This is a genomic window from Microbacterium salsuginis (assembly GCF_012524205.1).
GTDB lineage: Bacteria > Actinomycetota > Actinomycetes > Actinomycetales > Microbacteriaceae > Microbacterium > Microbacterium salsuginis.
The window spans coordinates 884,562-901,233 of record NZ_JABACI010000004.1; the positions used below are offsets into that span (position 1 = coordinate 884,562).

Consider the following 16,672-nt stretch of genomic DNA (forward strand, 5'->3'; position numbering starts at 1 on the left):
ACCCGGGTGAGGGGATGAGGGTCACCCGGTCGGGTGAGATCCGGGCTCGACGATGCCGTGCTCGTAAGCCCAGATGACCACCTGGATGCGATCGGCCAGCCCCAGCTTCGCGAGGATGGCCTTGACGTGGGTCTTGACGGTGTTCTCGGTGAGGTACAGGTCGCGGCCGATCTCGGCGTTGGAGGCGCCGCGTGCGAGCTGGCGCATGACGTCGCGCTCGCGCGGGCTGAGGGCATCCAGTGCCGCCCTTCCCGAAGCTGCGCTCGCCCGCTGCCGCACGTGGCCCAGCAGCGTCGCGGTGGCCCGCGGCGAGACGGCCGCATCGCCGGCCGCGACGCTGCGGATCGCTTCGGCGAGCGCGGCGGGCCGCGCGTCCTTGGTGAGGAACCCGCTCGCGCCGGCCTGCACCGCGGCGAAGACGTACTCGTCGATGTCGAACGTCGTCAGCACCAGCACCCGGGTGCGCGGGCTCGCGCGCAGCACCTCGGCGGTGGCGCGGATGCCGTCCATTCCCGGCATCCGGATGTCCATCAGCACCACATCGACCTGATGTGCGCGCACGCCGGCGACGGCCGCCGCGCCGTCGGCCGCGGTCGCGACGACCTCGATGTCGTGCTCGGCGCCGAGCACGGTGGCCAGGGCGTCACGCAGGAGCTCCTGGTCGTCGGCGAGCAGGACCCGGATCGGACGGCTCACGTCTCGTCTGTCAGCGGCATCGTGATCCGGATGCTCCATCCCTGCCCCCTCTCGATCTCCAGGGTGCCGCCGGCGAGACGCACGCGCTCGGCCATGCCGACGAGTCCTCTCCCCGCTCCGCCCGCATCGCGCGGGCCGGTGCCTCCGTCATCGGTCACCGACAGCACGACCTCGTCGTCCCGCCAGTCCAGCGCGACGGATGCGGCAAGCGGCGGCTCGACGTGTCGCACCACGTTCGTCAGCGCCTCCTGGGCGGCGCGGAAGAGCGCGACCTCGGCATCCGGCGCGAGGGTGCCGGCGCGACCCGTCTCGCGGAATGAGATGCGGTGTGCGGGGGATGCGGCACCCTCGGCGAGCGCGGCGATGCCCGGCAGGCCCGCCACCGGCTCGATCTCGTCGGGCGAGTCCAGCAGCCGCAGCATTCCCCGCAGCCCCTGCATCGCCGATCGCCCGGTCTCGGCCACCCGCTCGAGAGCCGCCGTCTGCGGCGGGCCGGGCGGCAGCACCCTGGCCGCCTCGACCTGCGCGATCATGACGGCGAGGCCATGCGACACGACGTCGTGCAGGTCCCGGCCGATCCGGGTCCGTTCCGCCGCGAGGGCGTCGTCCACCTGTTGCCGGGCCCATGTGGCCGCGGCCGCACGCCGGCGTCGGGCGTCGCGTCCGAGCAGCCATCCGGCCGCCACGACGGCGGCGAGCGCGACGCCTTCGAACACGATGCCGAGCGGCTGCGATGCCGCGTTTGTCATCGCGTCGACGGCGGCGATGATGCCGGCCCCCGCGATGCCGACGACGAGGGCGGCAGCAGCGGTCGTCCTGTCCTGTGTCGAGGCGACCTGCCATTCCAGCAGCACGAACACGGCTGCGGACGGCACGAGCGCGGCGCTCGACATGCCCGCGACGCCGGTGGCCGCCAGCGCCAGCATGACCAGCGCGCCGATCGCGAAAGCGGTGCGCGGGAAGCGCACGCACAGGAAGCCCGCGATATGGAGCACCCCCGCCAGCAGCCCGACCCGCAGGGCGATGGCCGTGCCGTGCTCGGGGGCCACCACCTGCACCAGGAGGGCGATCGTCAGCGGCAGGGCCAGCGCGCACAGCAGCGTCGCCGCCACGACGGGTGCCACCCAGCCTCGCGCGGGCGCGCCGGCGCGCCGCTCCGACCCAGAGCTGCTCATGAGGCCAGTCTTGCGCGCGCTGCGCCGGAGGCACCTCCCCCACGAGGGTGAATCGCAATACTCTGAGCCCATGCGGCAGAGCGAGCTCGATGTCGGGGATGTCGGTCAGGTGGCCCGGACCGGCGCTGTGCCGCCCGGCCGCGACATCGACGAGCTGGTCGCGGCGGCGCACGCGCGCGGCCTGCGTCATGCCGAGGGCACCGTCGCGGACTACATCCCGATCCTGGCTCAGGTCGATCCCGAGCTGTTCGGGCTGTGCGTCGTCGACGTCGACGGGGGAGTCCACGAGGTCGGCGACACCGGGGCGCGCTTCTCCATCCAGTCCATCTCGAAGGCGTTCGTGTACGCGCTGCTGTGCGACGCCCTCGGTCACGAGGAGGTGTTCGACGTCGTCGGCGTGAACAACACCGGCGCGGCCTTCAACTCCGTCGTCGCGATCGAGCTGAACGAGGGGCATCCGGGCAATCCCATGGTCAACGCGGGTGCGATCGCGACGACCGCGCTCATGCCGAGTGCAACCGCCGAAGAGAAGTGGGAGGCCGTGCGCAACGGACTCTCGCGCTTCGCCGGGCGCGGGCTCGAGGTCGACGACGACGTCTACCGGTCGGAATCACTCACCAACCAGCGCAACCGGGCCATCGCGCAGCTGCTCGAAAGCTACGGCAGGATCCGCTCCGACCCCGCCGAGGCCGTCGACGTCTACACGCGGCAGTGCTCTCTCCTCGTGGACGCCCACGACCTCGCCGTCATGGGCGCCACTCTGGCCGACGGCGGCGTCAACCCCGTCACGGGCGAACGTGTCGTCTCAGCCGACGTCTGCCGCGACACCCTCGCGGTACTGGCCGCGAGTGGTCTGTACGAGCGCTCCGGCGAGTGGCTGTTCGAGATCGGGCTGCCCGGCAAGTCCGGCGTCGCCGGGGGCCTTGTCACGGTCGCGCCGGGAAAGGCGGGCATCGGCGCGTACGCGCCGCGCCTCGACAGCGCCGGCAACAGCGTGCGCGGCCAGATCGGCACCGCTTATCTGTCCCGCGCACTGGGCCTGAACATCTTCGCCTCCGAACCCCACTGAGTCCTCGCCTCCGACCACTGAGTCCTCACCTCCGACCCCCACTAAGAGGAGACCTCGCATGACGACCACGACGGCCGACCAGGCCCCCGTCCAGGAGGCGCGCGCGTCCTGGATCCCGATGATCGGGCTGTTCCTCGCCCAGATCCTGATGTCCTACAACGTCTCGGCGCTGCCCGTGTCGCTCGGCGGCATGGTCGAGACGTTCCGCGTGCCACCGACCGATGTGAGCACGGCCATCGTCACCTACGGTCTCGTCGTGGCCGCGCTGGTCATGGTCGGTGCGAAGATCGGACAGCGGGTGGGCTGGGTGCTCATGTTCCGCATCGTCGTCGGCCTCTTCGCCGGCTCGGCGATCATGATGGTGTTCGGCCCCTCGGTGGGATGGGTGATCGCCGCCCAGGCGGTGGCGGGGGCGTCCGCGGCGATCATCGTGCCGTCGCTGGTCGCTCTCATCGCCGAGAACTATCACGGCCGCCAGCAGGAGACGGCGATCGGGTCTCTCGGTTCGGCGCGGGCGCTGGCCGGCGTCAGCGCGTTCCTCATCGGCGGCACCCTCGCAACCCTGGTCGGGTGGCGTCAGGTCTTCGTCGTCGTGCTGGTGATCGCGATCGCGGTGTTCGTGCTCAGCTTCCGGCTGCGCGGCGCGCCGGGCAATCCCGGCATCAAGATCGATCTGGTCGCGGCGCTCCTCATCGGTCTCGGCATCGTCGCGCTCACACTCGGCGTCAACAACCTCAACAGCTGGGGCTTGCTCGCCGCGCGCCCCGATGCCCCGTTCGACATCCTCGGGCTCTCGCCGGCGCCGTTGCTGATCCTCATCGGACTCGTGCTGGTCCAGCTCTTCTTCCTGTGGACGCGGCGTCGCACCAAGGCGGGCAAGGTGCCCCTGGTGAGCCTGTCGGTCTTCGGCTCCAGCCGCGAACGGGCAGCGGTGTACGCGATGTTCATCGTCGTGGCGCTCGAAGCCGCCCTGAACTTCACCATCCCGCTGTACATCCAGATCGTGCAGGGCCGCACGCCGTTCGACACCTCCCTCGCGATGCTGCCGTTCAACCTCACGGTCTTCTTCACCGCGATGCTGGTGGTGCGGTTCTACCGGCGCTTCTCGCCCCGCACGATCGGGATGTTCTCGTTCGGCTTGACCACGGTGGCGCTGGTGTGGCTGGCGTTCGTCGTGACGAACAACTGGGAGACGCTGCCCACGATCCTGGGGCTGTTCGTCTTCGGCGTCGGGCAGGGTGCCCTGGTGACCCTGGTGTTCAACGTGCTCGTCACCGCATCGCCGAAGGAGCTCGCCGGCGATGTCGGCTCGGTGCGAGGCACGACGCAGAACCTCGCGTCGGCCGTCGGCACCGCCGTCGCCGGTGCGCTGCTGGTGGGGATGCTCAGCGTCAACGTGATCTCGTCGCTGGCCGAGCATCCCGAGATCCCGCCGGAGCTGGCGTCGCAGGTCGACCTCGACCGCGTGAACTTCATCAGCAACGAGCGCCTGCACGAGGCGCTCGAGCAGACCGACGCCACGCCGGCGCAGGTCGATGCCGCCGTGGCCCTCAACGAGGAGGCGCGGTTGAGTGCGCTCAAGCTGGGGCTGCTGATCCTCGCGGGCGTCAGCGCCCTGGCGATCGTGCCGGCGAGCAGACTGCCGAATTTCCGGCCGGGAGAGATCCCGGAGTCCGTCGCCACCGGCGCCACGGACTGACAGGGCCAGAAGGGGACGGATGCCGCGGCATCCGTCCCCTTCTCCATGCCCGGAAAAAACTTGGTACTCGGTGTTGCCAAGTACCAGTACCTAGTGTTACCGTTTAGTGGTAGTCAGCAACACAGAGTAGATCGGAGGTGACTGCGATGGGCAATCAGATGACGGAGATGCTGAAGGGCACTCTCGAGGGCATCGTGCTTGCGATCCTGGCCGAACGCCCGGCGTACGGCTACGAGATCACAGCGCGTCTGCGCGACCAGGGCTTCTCGGACATCGTCGAGGGCACCGTCTACGCCCTCCTGGTGCGCATCGAGCAGCGGGGGTTCGTGGACGTGGAGAAGGTCCCGTCCGAGAAGGGACCGCCCCGCAAGGTGTACTCGCTCAACGCGAGCGGGCGCGAGCAGCTCGAAGAGTTCTGGGGAACGTGGAGCTTCCTCTCCGAGCGGATCGAACAGCTCCACAAGAACAACAACAACCAGGCAGAAGACAACCACCGCCAGACCGAGAAGGAAGAGAACTGACATGGCCGCGAAGTGGATCGAGACCCTCACCGGATCGCTCGAGCAGAAGAAGCAGTACAAGCAGTACAAGGCCCGCATCAACGCGCTGCCTGAGCCGTACCTCACCGTCGCCAAGGCGACCGACCGCTACCTCATGTACGCGGGAGGCGGATTCACCGACGGCGACACCATGATGACGATGTTCGGCGACTTCGCCGACCTGTGGGAGCGCGCGGCCGCCGACGGCACGCCGGTGCGCGACATCGTCGGCGAGAACCCCGTCGAGTTCGCCGAGACGTTCGCCGCCGCCTACAGCGGCACCCAGTGGATCGACAAGGAGCGCGCTCGCCTGAACAAGGCCGTCTCCGACGCAGAGAAGGGAGAGCAGAAATGACCACCGCTGCAGCCATCCAGGTGAAGGGCCTGGAGAAGTCGTACAAGGACCTGCACGTGCTGCGTGGCGTCGACTTCGACGTCGCGCGGGGCAGCATCTTCGCCCTGCTGGGCTCGAACGGCGCCGGCAAGACCACGGTCATCCGGATTCTGGCGACGCTGTTGAAGGCGGATGCCGGAACCGCGGTCGTCCACGGCTTCGACGTCGCCGGGCAGCCCGCCGACGTGCGGGAGTCGATCAGCCTGACCGGCCAGTTCGCCGCCGTCGACGAGGTGCTCACCGGACGCGAGAACCTCGTGCTCGTCGCGAAGCTGCGCCACCTCAAGAACCCCGGCGGAGTGGCCGACGACCTGCTCGCCCGCTTCTCGCTCACCGATGCCGGCGGCCGCAGGGCCGGGACATACTCCGGCGGCATGCGCCGCCGGCTCGACATCGCGATGAGCCTCATCGGCAACCCGCCGGTGATCTTCCTCGACGAGCCGACCACGGGCCTGGACCCCGAGGCGCGCCTCGAGGTGTGGGGCGCGGTCAAGGAGCTCGCGCGGGGCGGCACCACGGTGCTGCTGACCACGCAGTACCTCGACGAGGCCGAGCAGCTCGCCGACCGGATCGCGATCCTCCACGAGGGCCGCATCATCGTCAACGGCACGCTGGCAGAGCTCAAGCAGCTGCTGCCGCCGGCCCAGGTCGAGTACGTCGAGAAGCAGCCGAGCCTCGAGGAGATCTTCTTCGCGGTCGTCGGCAACCGCACCACCGGATCCGGCGCCACCGTCTCGGCGCCGGCCACCACCGACACGAGTAAGGAGCGATCATGAGCGCCACCACCCATTTCGCCGGAGACACCGCCGTCCTGACCGGTCGCTCGCTGACGCACATCCTGCGCAGCCCCGACACGATCATCACCACCGCGGTGACCCCGGTCGCCCTGATGCTGCTGTTCACCTACGTCTTCGGCGGGGCGATCGACACCGGCCAGGGGTCGTACATCGACTACATGCTGCCCGGCATCCTGCTGATCACGATCGCATCGGGGATCGCCTACACCGCGTACCGCCTGTTCCTCGACATGCAGGGCGGGATCTTCGAGCGGTTCCAGTCCATGCCGATCGCACGGTCCTCCGTGCTGTGGGCGCACGTGCTCACCTCGCTCGTCGCGAACGTCATCTCGCTCGTGATCGTGGTCGGCGTCGGGCTGCTCATGGGATTCCGCACCGGTGCAAGTGTGCTGGACTGGCTCGCGGTCGCCGGCATCCTGATCCTGTTCACGCTTGCGCTGACGTGGATCGCCGTGATCGCGGGGCTGTCGGCCAAGACGGTGGACGGCGCGAGCGCGTTCTCGTACCCGCTCATCTTCCTGCCGTTCATCAGCTCGGCCTTCGTGCCCACTGACACGATGCCGGCACCGGTGGCCTGGTTCGCCGAGAACCAGCCGGTCACGTCGATCGTCAACTCGCTCCGCAGCATCTTCGCGGGGGAGCCGGTCGGCAACGACATCTGGGTCGCACTGGCCTGGTGCGTCGGCATCCTGATCGTGGCCTACATCGGCGCGATGGCGATCTACCGCAAGAAGATCAGTTGAGCGTGACCCTTCGCGGCACGGTCGAAAGCCCCGCGGTCCCTGGATTCAGGGATCGCGGGGCTTCCGCGCGTGCCGGCGCGGGCGTTGCGCAGACGTCGACGCACAGCCCTGCGCCGGGGCGTTCTCAGAGGTTGCCGCGCGCTTCCGGATCGTCTGCGAGCCGGTCCGCCTCGCGCGCCACGGACTCCTGCTCGGCGTCACTGAGCGGCGGGAGGCCGACTTCATCGGCGGGAATGCCCGCATATGGGTCGGCGCCGGGGAACTCCTGATCGAACGAGCCCGCGATGACTCCCCCGGGAGGGACCTCGTCGCCGGCGGCGCCCAGCACCGTGTCCTCGCCCGGAGCCTGCTCCGGAACGTCGTCACCGAGGTGCTTACGATGCCACTCTTCGCTCATGATCTCTCCCGCCAGTGCAGACCAGCGCTGCACCGGTCATCCTCGAGGCGGTGAAGACGTGGGCGAGATCGTAAGTCGCCGGCATGGTCCACCGAATGTGGATGAAGTCTACGACGTCCGATCGGAGGCATGCGCCGCGGTGGGTGCGAAGCATCTGGTAACGTTGCCACACGTCGGCCGGACCAACGCCACACACAGAGGAGTGCAAGCGTGACAGACGACGTCATCGGCGTGGGAATCGCCGGCTTCTGGCATGTCCACGCGCCGGATTACGCGCGCAACGCGACGGAGCATCCGGCGACGAGGGTGGTGGCGGGCTGGGATTCCGATGACTCCCTGGCCGCCGACGGCGTCGCCGGTCTCGGCATCGAGCGTGCGGCTTCGCTGGACGAGCTGCTTGCGCGGCCGGATGTCGACGCGATCACCGTGACGACGGCCACCGCCGACCACACCGACGTCATCTCCCGCGCGATCCGGGCAGGCAAGCACGTCTTCACCGAGAAGCTGCTGGCGCCGACGGTCGCCGATTCCGAGGCGCTGGCCGCAGCCGCCCGCGACGCCGGAGTCGCCCTCGTGGTGTCTCTGCCCCGGCTGTCGGAGCGCGAGATCGTCGCGGCATCCGGTCTCGTGGACTCCGGAGTCCTGGGAGAGATCACGTACGCCCGGGTGCGCATGGCGCACGACGGCTGGCTGGGCGGATGGCTGCCCGAGCGCTTCGCCGACCCGGTCGCCGCCGTCGGAGGGGCGTTCGCCGACCTCGGCTGCCACCCCGCCTACCTCGTGCAGCGGTTCCTTGGCGCGCGACCCGCGCAGGTGACGGCCGCCTACGGCAGCGTCACCGGGCGCGCCGTCGAAGACAACGCGGTGGTCGTCGCCCGCTACACCGACGGTGCGCTCGGCGTCGCGGAGGCCAGCTTCGTCACGACTCCGGGAGCGTTCGCGTTCGAGGTGCGCGGCACCCGCGGCTCGCTGCTGTACGGCTTCGGCCGGGAGGAGCTGATCGGCAAGGGCGGCGAGCTCGGCGACGACTGGACGCCGGTGCCGCTCCCCGAGGCCGCCACGGCACCCTTCGACCTGTGGGTCGACGCGATCCGGGGCGGCGCGGACACCGCCGACAACGTCCGGGCGGCGATCGAACTGACGCGGTTCGTCATCGCCGCCAACACCGCCGCCGCGACGGGCGCGGCGGTCGACATAGACATAGACATAGACACAGACACAGACACAGACACCGACACCGACACAGAAGGACGGTCATGACGGTCAGCGAAACCCGCAAGGTGCGGATCGGACTCATCGGCGCAGGTGACATCGCCGGCGCGCACGTCGCCGGCTATCGCCGCAACCCCGACACCGTCGAGTTCGCCGCGATCGCCGACCCGGTGCGCGCGAACGCCGAGAAGCGGCGCGGCGACGACGAGGGCGTGCGGATCTACGCCGACTACCGCGACATGATCGCAGCGGGCGGGCTCGACGCCGTCGACATCTGCCTGCCCCATCACCTGCACGCCGACGCCGTGATCGCGGCCGCGGATGCCGGCCTGCACGTCCTGTGCGAGAAGCCCCTGTGCCTGAGCCTCGACGAGGCGGCTGCCATCACCGCCGCGGTGGAGCGCAACGGTGTGACGGTGATGTGCGCGCACAACCAGCTCTTCCAGCCGGCGGTCGCCGCCGCCAAGGAGCTCGTCGAGAGCGGTGCTCTCGGACGCGTCTTCGAAGTGCGGACGACCGACAGCTTCTACAACGACTTCACCGTCGAGAGCATGGGGTGGCGCGCGCAGGCGGCCACCGCGGGCGGCGGCGAGCTGATCGACACCGGATACCACCCGCTGTACCTGCTGCAGCACTTCGCCGGCGGCACGCCGGTCGAGGTCGCCGCGATGCTCTCGCGCCACAGGCTGGAGTTCATGGAGGGCGAGGACTCGGCGCAGGTGCTGGTGCGCTACGACAACGGGGTGGTCGGCCACGTGACCACGAGCTGGGCCTACGAGCCGGCCGTGGGCACCGAGAAGTTCTCGCTCGTCGGAGAGAAGGGATCGCTCAGCTCTGACGGCACCACGCTGATCTCGCGCGTGCGCGGCGAGGAGCCCGTGACGACGACGTTCGAGCCGGTGCACGAGTTCGCCGCAGAGGTGGCGCACTTCGCCGAGTGCATTCTCGAGGGTCGCCGGCCGATCCAGACGCACGTCGAGGGCATCGACGTGCTCGGGGTGATCCTGGCGGCCTACGAATCGGCGACGACCGGCTCGATCGCCGCCGTGCGCGCCGTCGAGAATCCCGCGGCGGTCTGAGCCCGGCCGCGCGGGCGCTCAGCTGCCCGGCACCAGCGGAGCGGCGTGCGCGCTCGGTGCCGCGGCATCCGGAACCGACGCCGCCTGGACGATGATGCGTGCCAGATCATCCGGACGCTCGATCTGCGGCCAGCGGCCCGCGGGCATGTCGACCAGCGTGACGTCGTGCAGGAGCTTGAGCTCTCGCGCCGGGTCGATGTTCGCGGCCGTCCACCGCCGCACGTCGTCGGCGGTGAACTCGGTCGCGACGATCGTGACGGGAACGGCGAGGCGGCGCTCGTCGGTGAGCTTCTGCACCTGATCCAGCACGTGGTCGGCGTCTTCGCGGATGCGGTCGTGCCATCCCGACAGGCTCGCGTCGACCGCGCGGTAGCCGGCCGTGTTCGTCGTGGTGCCGCGCGCGTCCAGCGTGAAGCCGCTGAGGACGTGCGCTCCGTGGGCGCTGGGGAGCCCGCCCACGTAGACCGCGGCGGCCACGCGGTCCACCCGGCGATTCAGAGCCGCGTGCACGAGCCCGCAGGCCTGCGCCTGACCGACCAGCATGACCTTGCCGGTGCAGCGATCGATCGCGGCCACGATCTCGGCGACGTGGTCGGCGAGCATCGTTCCGCTGCGATCCGCGGTGCGCGAGTCGAGACCGCGGAGCGTGAGGGCGTGCGGTGTATGCCCGGCCGCCGTCAACGCCGTCGCCACGTCGTGCCATGCCGACGCGCCCATCCACAGTCCCGGAACGAGAATGACGTCCATCCCACCTCCATGCGCTCGACGCCGCGATTGCGCCGAGAAGCCATGGTCACCCGGCCGCCCCGATCATCCCGAGGGGCTTGCTTCCCCGTCGGCACTGTGCAAGCGGTTGTCCGGACCGCCTCAGGACCGGGAGGTGCTCAGCCGGCCCCGACGGCCAGGGCGTCCTCGCAGCCGAGCAGCAGCACGCCCGCGCTCCACGCGTGCGACAGCGTCAGGAGCATCCCCTTCGGCTGGAAGCACTCGGTCTGGTAGTACCGCTCGGTCACCATGCCGCGATAGGCGTTGAAGTCGCCGTCGAACCGGGCGACGAACTGCCGGAAGCACGCCAGCGTCTCGAGGGCGCGCTCGCGATAGTGCGGGTCGCCCGCGGCGTCGGCGAGCTCGAGCAGCTCGCGCGTGCAGACGAGGCCGTAGGCGTGCAGATGCTGGTTGGATGCCGAGGCCTGATCCGCGCCGCGAGTGCCGAAGTCGTAGATGCCGAGCATCGTGCTCGGGGCGAACTCCACGTCGTACGTGTAGCGGAAGGTCAGTGCGAAGTCGGCGGCCCGCCGGGCGAGGTCGAGCCATTCATCGTCGCCGGTCGCGCGGTGCAGCGCCATGTAGGCCATGACGGCGACGTAGCCGTCCTCGCTCGTGACGGCGAGGTCGACGTCTTCGGGAGCGCCGTGCAGGTACTCGTCGAGGACGAACCGGGCGTAGTAGCGGCCGGCGCGCTCTGCGGCATCGAGGTAGCGCTCGTCCCAGGCTGCCGCCTCGACGAGCGCGCCTACCCACGCCAATCCTGCTGAGCCGCTCCACGACAGCACCTCGCCGGTCTCGGCGTGGTGGATGCTGCCGAGGTTGCCGTCGTCGCGCTGGCGAGCCACGACGACGTCGAGGTTGGATCGCGCGACCTCCCGCCATCGCTCTCGGTCCGCAAGCGCACTCGCCCGCACGAGGAACTGCGTCGCCTCGCCGAGCGTGCGGCTGTGCAGCCCTCTTCGATGCGTCGTCCAGCTCTGCGTCCAGCCCTTGTCGCGGTACCACACGCCCCACAGCGTGCCGCTGGGCGAGAGCTCGGCGGTGCAGAAGTCGATCACGTCGAGCGCGGCGTCGCGCAGGGCCGCGGCATCCGTCCGCTCCGCGTGGCGCAGCATGGCATAGGCCCACGGGATGCCCGAGACCCAGCCCACGTGCATCGCCTGGCGGTCGACGGACTTGCCGTCGCGGCCCGAGACCTCGCGGTCGAATCCGACCGTCTCGAGCAGCACGCCCGGGTCGGGGTCGTAATGCCAGCGCAGGAGTCCCTCGGCGCTCAGTGCGGCGGCCGTCGGCACATCGACCCACGGCCGCAGCGGAGCGGACGGGGCGGATGCTGCGTGCAGGGCACGCAGCACGGGGGCGTAGTCGTGACGATCCGGGCCGAGCACGTGCACGCGCACCGAGAGCTCGACCGCATCGCCGGGCTCGAAGCGGTGGCGCAGCACCTCGGCGGCCCGGGGCTCCCCGTCGCCGTAGTAGGTGACGGGGAACTCCCGCGCCGGGAAGGTGGCGCTCAGTTCCGCGCCGCCCTCGCGCAACGCGAAGCCGAGGCCGGTGAGTCCCAGACCGGTGGCCGCGTCGACCGAGAGGGCGAGGCCCGCCGCGCCCGCCGAGGGCCATACGAAGACGGCCGGGGTGGCGGCGCGGTCGGAGCGGAAGTGCCATTCGTCGCTCACGAACGCGGCATGCTGCGCGGGTGTGTCTGCGTGGGCCTCGAACCGCGGATAGAGCCGGTCGTTGGCGACCGGGCGGTTCTCGCCGTAGAAGAGGCCCGGGATGAGCCACCACGGGTCGCTCGCGTCGTCGATCCGGACGGTGACGCGGACGGCCGCCTCGACCGGCGCCGCGCCGCGGAAGCGCACCGTCACGCGGTGCATGTCACCATCGACGGTGACGGCGACGTCGAAGTCGGCGGCGTCCGCATCGAGGATCGCCACCGACGGCGTGGTGCTCACGCCGGTTGCTCCCCGAGTGCCCACTCGAGCAGGTCCACCTCGACGATGTCGCCCTTGGGATCGAGTGGCACGCGGAACGTGCGCACCTGGTGCGGCCGGAAGTCGGCGTCGATCGTCCGACCCACCAGCGGCAGGTCGAGGTGCGCCGACGCGGCCTCGCCGCGCGTCTCGACCGCGCGCACGATGAGGTCGGCCGGGCCGCTTGCGGGCACGTCCTCGCTGCCCTTGACCGCCGTCACCATGACCGCGCTCGCGCCGTCGTCGGCGAAGCTGCCGCGCGGCGGCAGATCGCCGTCGTGGAACGACTCGAGCTGCGCGCGCACCGGCGCGCCCAGCACCGCCGCGCGCCGGGTCGGCTGCGCCGCGCGCCAGTCGCCCGCGTGGGGGACCAGCTCGAGGCTGAAGCGCTGGATGCCCTGATCCTGGAAGGAGTAGACGCCCTCCGGGTCGAGCAGCCTCGGGTCGTGCCACGAGTAGACGGGGCTTCGCACCGCGGTGATGCCGATGCTGGGCGTCTCGCCACCCGCCGAGCCCGCGGGCGAGACGTCCCAGCCGTGCTTCGTGGTGGCGATCACCGTGAGCCCGGCGGCGGCGCCGTCGACGGTGCCGGTCAGATCCACCCACGACTGCGCCGGCTCTTCGGCGCCGTCGACCGGGCGCTGGATCGTCCCGTACGGGATCTCATAGGTCGCCGAGGGGTCATCGAGGCCGACCGGGAAACGCAGCTTCAGCAGGTGCGCCTTCTCGCGCCAGTCGATCGTGACGTCTACGCGCACGGCGGGCGCGTCGTGGGCGAGGAGGTACTCCTCGACCAGCGTGCTGGCGCCCCACGACTTCTCCACCCGCACGCGGGAGCGCAGCGGGCCGGTCTCGCGCACGACGATGCGGTCGAGCGTCATCGCGGCACCCGGCCACGCGTAGGAGATGACACGGTGGCCCCACGTGTCGGTCGGGTCGTCGCACACCGCCGTGCGCGGCTGACCCCGCGTGCCGGCGAGCGGGTCCACGCCGCTGGCCTTGTCGAGCAGCGACACGACGTCGCCGGTCTGCGGGTCGAGCTCGAGCCGCACGTGGGCGTTCTCGATCACCGTGCCGTCCTCGGCCACCGACAGCCCGGTCCCGGTAGGCAGGGCGGGCCCCGGCAGCATCCGGTACAGCGCATAGCCGAGTGCGGGCACGTCGGCGCGGAAGGTCACCGCGCCGCGGCTCAGGTCGCCGGTGGTCGCGGTGGACTGGGTCGCCTGCGAGACGACGGGCGTGCCCTCGTGGTCGACGATGCGCACGCCGTTGCGCTGCGCCCCGTACTGCATGTCGACGTCGACCGACACCGGCCACGGGTGCGGGTTGAACACCACGACCGGCTGGGTGGCTTCGTCGAGCGGGATGTCGATGCGGCGCGCGATGCGATTGTGCGCGCGCGTGATGATGCGCTTGGAGATCGCGACCGCTTCGCCCAGCTGATCACGGGCGTCGTCGTACGACGGCTCGATCGCGGAGCCCGGCAGGATGTCGTGGAACTGGTTGAAGAGGATCTGCTTCCACGCCCGCTCGAGGTCGTCGCGAGGGTAGTCAGCGCCCGTGAGCGCGGTGTCGATGACGGCCCAGCGCTCGGCCGAGAGCGCGGCGTGCTGGGCGCGGCGCTGCCACGACTTGATGCCGGAGTGCGACGAGTAGCATCCCGGAGCGTGGTGCTGCAGGTCGTCGCGCCGCACCGTCAGCGCGTCGAGGAACCCCTCGCCGCGAGAGAGCATCTCGTCGAAGTACGCGCGCGGTGACGACATCGTCATCCTTCCGAAGCTTCCCATGCGGTCGTAGCGATGGATCGACTCGATGTTCGCCTTCGTCGGCCCGCCGCCGTGGTTGCCGACGCCGTAGAACACCATCATCTCGCCCAATGCCCGGTCCAGCTGCGCGAGCGACTTCTCGGTCTGCCCTGACACGTCGCCCGGCGGGCTGCAGTACTCGAACGGGATGCGATAGGCCAGCACGCGCGAGCCGTCGGCGGACTCCCAGTGGAACAGCGTCTCGTCCAGGTCGCCCTCGTGCGGGCCGGGGCGCAGGAAGCAGTACGAGTCCATGCGCTGACCCCGCAGGATCTGCGGGAGCGAGGCGCTGTGGCCGAACGGATCGACGTTCATGCCGACACTGGCGATCTTGCCGAAGCGCGACTGCAGGTAGCGCTGCCCGTAGAGCCCCTGCCGCGCGAACGACTCGCCCATCGGGGTGTTGCAGTCCGGCTCCACCCACCACCCGCCGACGTTGACCCAGCGGCCCTCGGCGACACGCTCCTGAATGCGCGCGAACATCTCGGGGTCCTGCTCCTCGACCCACGACAGCAGCACCATCTGGTCGCACGTGAAGACGAAGTCGGGGTACTCGTCCATGCGGTCCAGGGCGCTGGCGAACGTGGCGCGGGCCTCTTGGTACCCCTCCTGCCACGGCCACAGCCATACCACGTCGAGATGGGCGTTGCCGATCATGTGGAGCGTGCGGTCGGGCGTCGCGGCGGGGCGCGACGCCGGCGCCATGTCACGCGGCTGGGCGCCCGAGGGGGCGTTGGCGATCGGGGCGTGGTCGTTCACGCGAGCTCGGTCGGTCACGCGGGCTCCTCTCCAGCCGCCCAGGCATCAAGGATCTCCGACAGCGCGTGCAGAAGGAAGGTGTGCAGCTCCTGGATGCGGGGCGTCTCGCTGGACGGCGCGAGGAAGACGTGATCCGCCAGGGCGAGCGAGGGCCCGCCGTCGCCGCCCGCGAACAGCAGGGTCGTGGCGCCGTTGGCGCGCGCCGCAGCCAGCGCGTTGACGACGTTCGCCGAGCGTCCGCTCGTCGTGAAGGCCGCGACCACGTCGCCCGGCTTAGCGAGCGCCTGCACCTGACGCGAGAAGATGTCCTCGAAGGCGTAGTCGTTCGCGATGCACGTCGAGACCGTGGCATCCGTGGTCAGGGTGACCGCGGGGAGCGGCCGCCGGTCGCGCTTGTAGTGGCCGATGACCTCGCCGGTGAAGTGCTGGGCGTCGGCGGCACTTCCGCCGTTGCCGAGGGTGTACAGCGTGCCGCCGCCCGCGAACGCGTCGATCAGCACCGCGCCGACGGCGCGGACGTCGTCCAGGAGCGGCCTGGCCTGCTGGGCGGTGCGGATGTGGGCGTCGAGCTGTTCTTCCAGCCAGTCAGACACGGGCGGCCTCCACGAGGTCGAGGGCGAGGGCGCCGGCGCCGACGACGCACACCGCGTCGCCGAGTCCGGCAAGGGTCACGAGCGCACGCGCGGCGGCGGGCGGCATGGCGGTGTCGCGCACGGTGTCGCGCACCGGGTCGAGCAGGATCGAGCCCGATCGCGTGACGCCGCCGCCGAGCACCACCACGTGTGGCTCGAAGACGTTCACGAGGTCGGTGACGGCCTGGCCGAGCAGGTCGGTCGTCTCTTCCCAGATCTCGGTGGCGAGCGGATCGCCCGCGGCCGCGGCGGCCGAGACGTGCTCGGCACGCACCAGCGGGAGTTCGCGCAGGGTGGACGGGCGGTCGCTCGCCGCGAGCAGCTCGTGGGCGCGCACCGCGATGTTCGTCCCCGAGGCGTAGGCCTCGAGGCATCCGTTCCTGCCGCATTCGCAGCGCCGGCCGCCGGGCCGCACCATGAGGTGGCCGAACTCGCCGCCGTTGCCGGCCGCGCCGCGGTGCAGCCGGCCGTCGATGATCGACCCGCCGCCGACGCCGGTCGAGAGCGTGAGGTAGAGCGCGATCTCGGCGCCGCGTGCGGCGCCGAACCGGTGCTCGCCCAGCACGGCGGCGGTCGCGTCGTTCTCGACCACGGCCGGGACGCCGAACGCGTCGGAGGCCATCGCGACGATCGGGATGTCGATCCACCCCGGCAGATGAAGGGGGCCGGTCAGGATGCCGGCGGCGGCGTCGAGCGGCCCGCCGCAGCTGATGCCCACGGCGTGAGGCGCGCCGATCCCGGCGGCGGCGATGCTGCGTGTGCCCATGTCGAAGAGGTGGGCGATGACGGCATCGGGACCGCGGTGCTTGTCGGTGGGCTCCGAGAGGAAGCCGTGCGTGAGCCCGTCGGGCGTCACCATCGCGACGGCGAGCTTCGTCCCGCCGATGTCGAGCGCGAGCACGGGGTGCTTCGTTGCCATGGGGTTCCTCCGGCCT

16 protein-coding genes are annotated in these 16,672 nt (G+C 70.6%); 8 read left to right on the forward strand and 8 right to left on the reverse strand.

All coding sequences use genetic code 11. From position 1 onward, the window contains the following. Positions 1–21: 21 nt before the first annotated feature. On the reverse strand, positions 22–696 hold the full coding sequence (locus tag HF576_RS15880; protein WP_343234310.1) for a response regulator: 675 nt from the start codon (positions 694–696) through the stop codon (positions 22–24). Continuing rightward, positions 693–1,871, reverse strand: a complete 1,179-nt coding sequence (locus HF576_RS15885; RefSeq protein WP_168913742.1) for a sensor histidine kinase — start codon at positions 1,869–1,871, stop codon at positions 693–695. The genes HF576_RS15880 and HF576_RS15885 overlap by 4 nt, the downstream gene beginning before the upstream one ends. A 70-nt stretch (positions 1,872–1,941) precedes the next feature. Here HF576_RS15885 and glsA point away from each other — a divergent pair, with 70 nt between their 5' ends. The 6 genes from glsA (at position 1,942) to HF576_RS15915 (ending at position 7,112) form a co-directional block, all read left to right on the forward strand. Continuing rightward, entirely contained in the window at positions 1,942–2,940 is a 999-nt protein-coding gene (gene glsA, locus HF576_RS15890; protein WP_168913743.1) for a glutaminase A, read from the forward strand. Positions 2,941–2,998: 58 nt separating this feature from the next. Next, positions 2,999–4,639, forward strand: coding sequence for an MFS transporter (locus HF576_RS15895; RefSeq protein ID WP_240948925.1), 1,641 nt, complete (start codon positions 2,999–3,001; stop codon positions 4,637–4,639). Positions 4,640–4,785: 146 nt separating this feature from the next. Then, positions 4,786–5,160: a PadR family transcriptional regulator gene (locus HF576_RS15900; RefSeq protein WP_168913744.1), complete on the forward strand. Its 375-nt coding sequence runs from the start codon at positions 4,786–4,788 to the stop codon at positions 5,158–5,160. Position 5,161: 1 nt separating this feature from the next. Next, positions 5,162–5,533 (forward strand): DUF1048 domain-containing protein, encoded by a 372-nt coding sequence (locus HF576_RS15905; RefSeq protein ID WP_168913745.1) that lies wholly within the window; start codon positions 5,162–5,164, stop codon positions 5,531–5,533. After that, a complete protein-coding gene (locus HF576_RS15910) occupies positions 5,530–6,348 on the forward strand; it encodes an ABC transporter ATP-binding protein (RefSeq protein WP_168913746.1) in 819 nt (272 codons plus the stop codon). The genes HF576_RS15905 and HF576_RS15910 overlap by 4 nt, the downstream gene beginning before the upstream one ends. Then, on the forward strand, positions 6,345–7,112 hold the full coding sequence (locus HF576_RS15915; protein ID WP_168913747.1) for an ABC transporter permease: 768 nt from the start codon (positions 6,345–6,347) through the stop codon (positions 7,110–7,112). The genes HF576_RS15910 and HF576_RS15915 overlap by 4 nt, the downstream gene beginning before the upstream one ends. Positions 7,113–7,236: 124 nt before the next feature. Here HF576_RS15915 and HF576_RS15920 read toward each other — a convergent pair whose 3' ends face one another. Next, positions 7,237–7,542 (reverse strand): hypothetical protein, encoded by a 306-nt coding sequence (locus tag HF576_RS15920; protein WP_168913748.1) that lies wholly within the window; start codon positions 7,540–7,542, stop codon positions 7,237–7,239. 177 nt (positions 7,543–7,719) lie between these two features. Here HF576_RS15920 and HF576_RS15925 point away from each other — a divergent pair, with 177 nt between their 5' ends. Together HF576_RS15925 and HF576_RS15930 are read left to right on the forward strand one after the other, a co-directional pair. Then, the gene (locus tag HF576_RS15925; RefSeq protein ID WP_343234312.1) at positions 7,720–8,769 is read left to right on the forward strand and encodes a Gfo/Idh/MocA family protein; all 1,050 of its coding nucleotides are present in this window, start codon (positions 7,720–7,722) and stop codon (positions 8,767–8,769) included. After that, complete coding sequence (locus HF576_RS15930) at positions 8,766–9,800, forward strand: Gfo/Idh/MocA family protein (protein WP_168913750.1); 1,035 nt, start codon at positions 8,766–8,768, stop codon at positions 9,798–9,800. The genes HF576_RS15925 and HF576_RS15930 overlap by 4 nt, the downstream gene beginning before the upstream one ends. An 18-nt stretch (positions 9,801–9,818) precedes the next feature. On the opposite strand, the gene HF576_RS15935 is transcribed toward HF576_RS15930, so the two are convergent. The 5 genes from HF576_RS15935 to HF576_RS15955 form a co-directional block, all read right to left on the reverse strand. After that, the gene (locus HF576_RS15935) at positions 9,819–10,547 is read right to left on the reverse strand and encodes an alpha/beta fold hydrolase (RefSeq protein WP_168913751.1); all 729 of its coding nucleotides are present in this window, start codon (positions 10,545–10,547) and stop codon (positions 9,819–9,821) included. A 137-nt stretch (positions 10,548–10,684) separates the two neighbouring features. Continuing rightward, entirely contained in the window at positions 10,685–12,523 is a 1,839-nt protein-coding gene (locus tag HF576_RS15940) for a hypothetical protein (protein WP_168913752.1), read from the reverse strand. After that, positions 12,520–15,123: an alpha-mannosidase gene (locus tag HF576_RS15945; RefSeq protein ID WP_343234313.1), complete on the reverse strand. Its 2,604-nt coding sequence runs from the start codon at positions 15,121–15,123 to the stop codon at positions 12,520–12,522. The genes HF576_RS15940 and HF576_RS15945 overlap by 4 nt, the downstream gene beginning before the upstream one ends. Beyond that, the gene (locus HF576_RS15950; protein ID WP_168913753.1) at positions 15,120–15,698 is read right to left on the reverse strand and encodes an SIS domain-containing protein; all 579 of its coding nucleotides are present in this window, start codon (positions 15,696–15,698) and stop codon (positions 15,120–15,122) included. Before HF576_RS15950 ends, HF576_RS15945 begins: the two co-directional genes overlap by 4 nt. Continuing rightward, complete coding sequence (locus tag HF576_RS15955; RefSeq protein WP_168913754.1) at positions 15,691–16,656, reverse strand: ROK family protein; 966 nt, start codon at positions 16,654–16,656, stop codon at positions 15,691–15,693. Before HF576_RS15955 ends, HF576_RS15950 begins: the two co-directional genes overlap by 8 nt. Positions 16,657–16,672 lie beyond the last annotated feature (16 nt).

Bases quoted from the DNA above. Each gene is read 5' to 3' on its own strand.
- HF576_RS15885 (WP_168913742.1), bottom strand. From the start codon at position 1,871: ATGAGCAGCTCTGGGTCGGAGCGGCGCGCCGGCGCGCCCGCGCGAGGC.
- glsA (WP_168913743.1), top strand. From the start codon at position 1,942: ATGCGGCAGAGCGAGCTCGATGTCGGGGATGTCGGTCAGGTGGCCCGG.
- HF576_RS15895 (WP_240948925.1), top strand. From the start codon at position 2,999: ATGACGACCACGACGGCCGACCAGGCCCCCGTCCAGGAGGCGCGCGCG.
- HF576_RS15900 (WP_168913744.1), top strand. From the start codon at position 4,786: ATGGGCAATCAGATGACGGAGATGCTGAAGGGCACTCTCGAGGGCATC.
- HF576_RS15905 (WP_168913745.1), top strand. From the start codon at position 5,162: ATGGCCGCGAAGTGGATCGAGACCCTCACCGGATCGCTCGAGCAGAAG.
- HF576_RS15910 (WP_168913746.1), top strand. From the start codon at position 5,530: ATGACCACCGCTGCAGCCATCCAGGTGAAGGGCCTGGAGAAGTCGTAC.
- HF576_RS15915 (WP_168913747.1), top strand. From the start codon at position 6,345: ATGAGCGCCACCACCCATTTCGCCGGAGACACCGCCGTCCTGACCGGT.
- HF576_RS15930 (WP_168913750.1), top strand. From the start codon at position 8,766: ATGACGGTCAGCGAAACCCGCAAGGTGCGGATCGGACTCATCGGCGCA.
- HF576_RS15935 (WP_168913751.1), bottom strand. From the start codon at position 10,547: ATGGACGTCATTCTCGTTCCGGGACTGTGGATGGGCGCGTCGGCATGG.
- HF576_RS15955 (WP_168913754.1), bottom strand. From the start codon at position 16,656: ATGGCAACGAAGCACCCCGTGCTCGCGCTCGACATCGGCGGGACGAAG.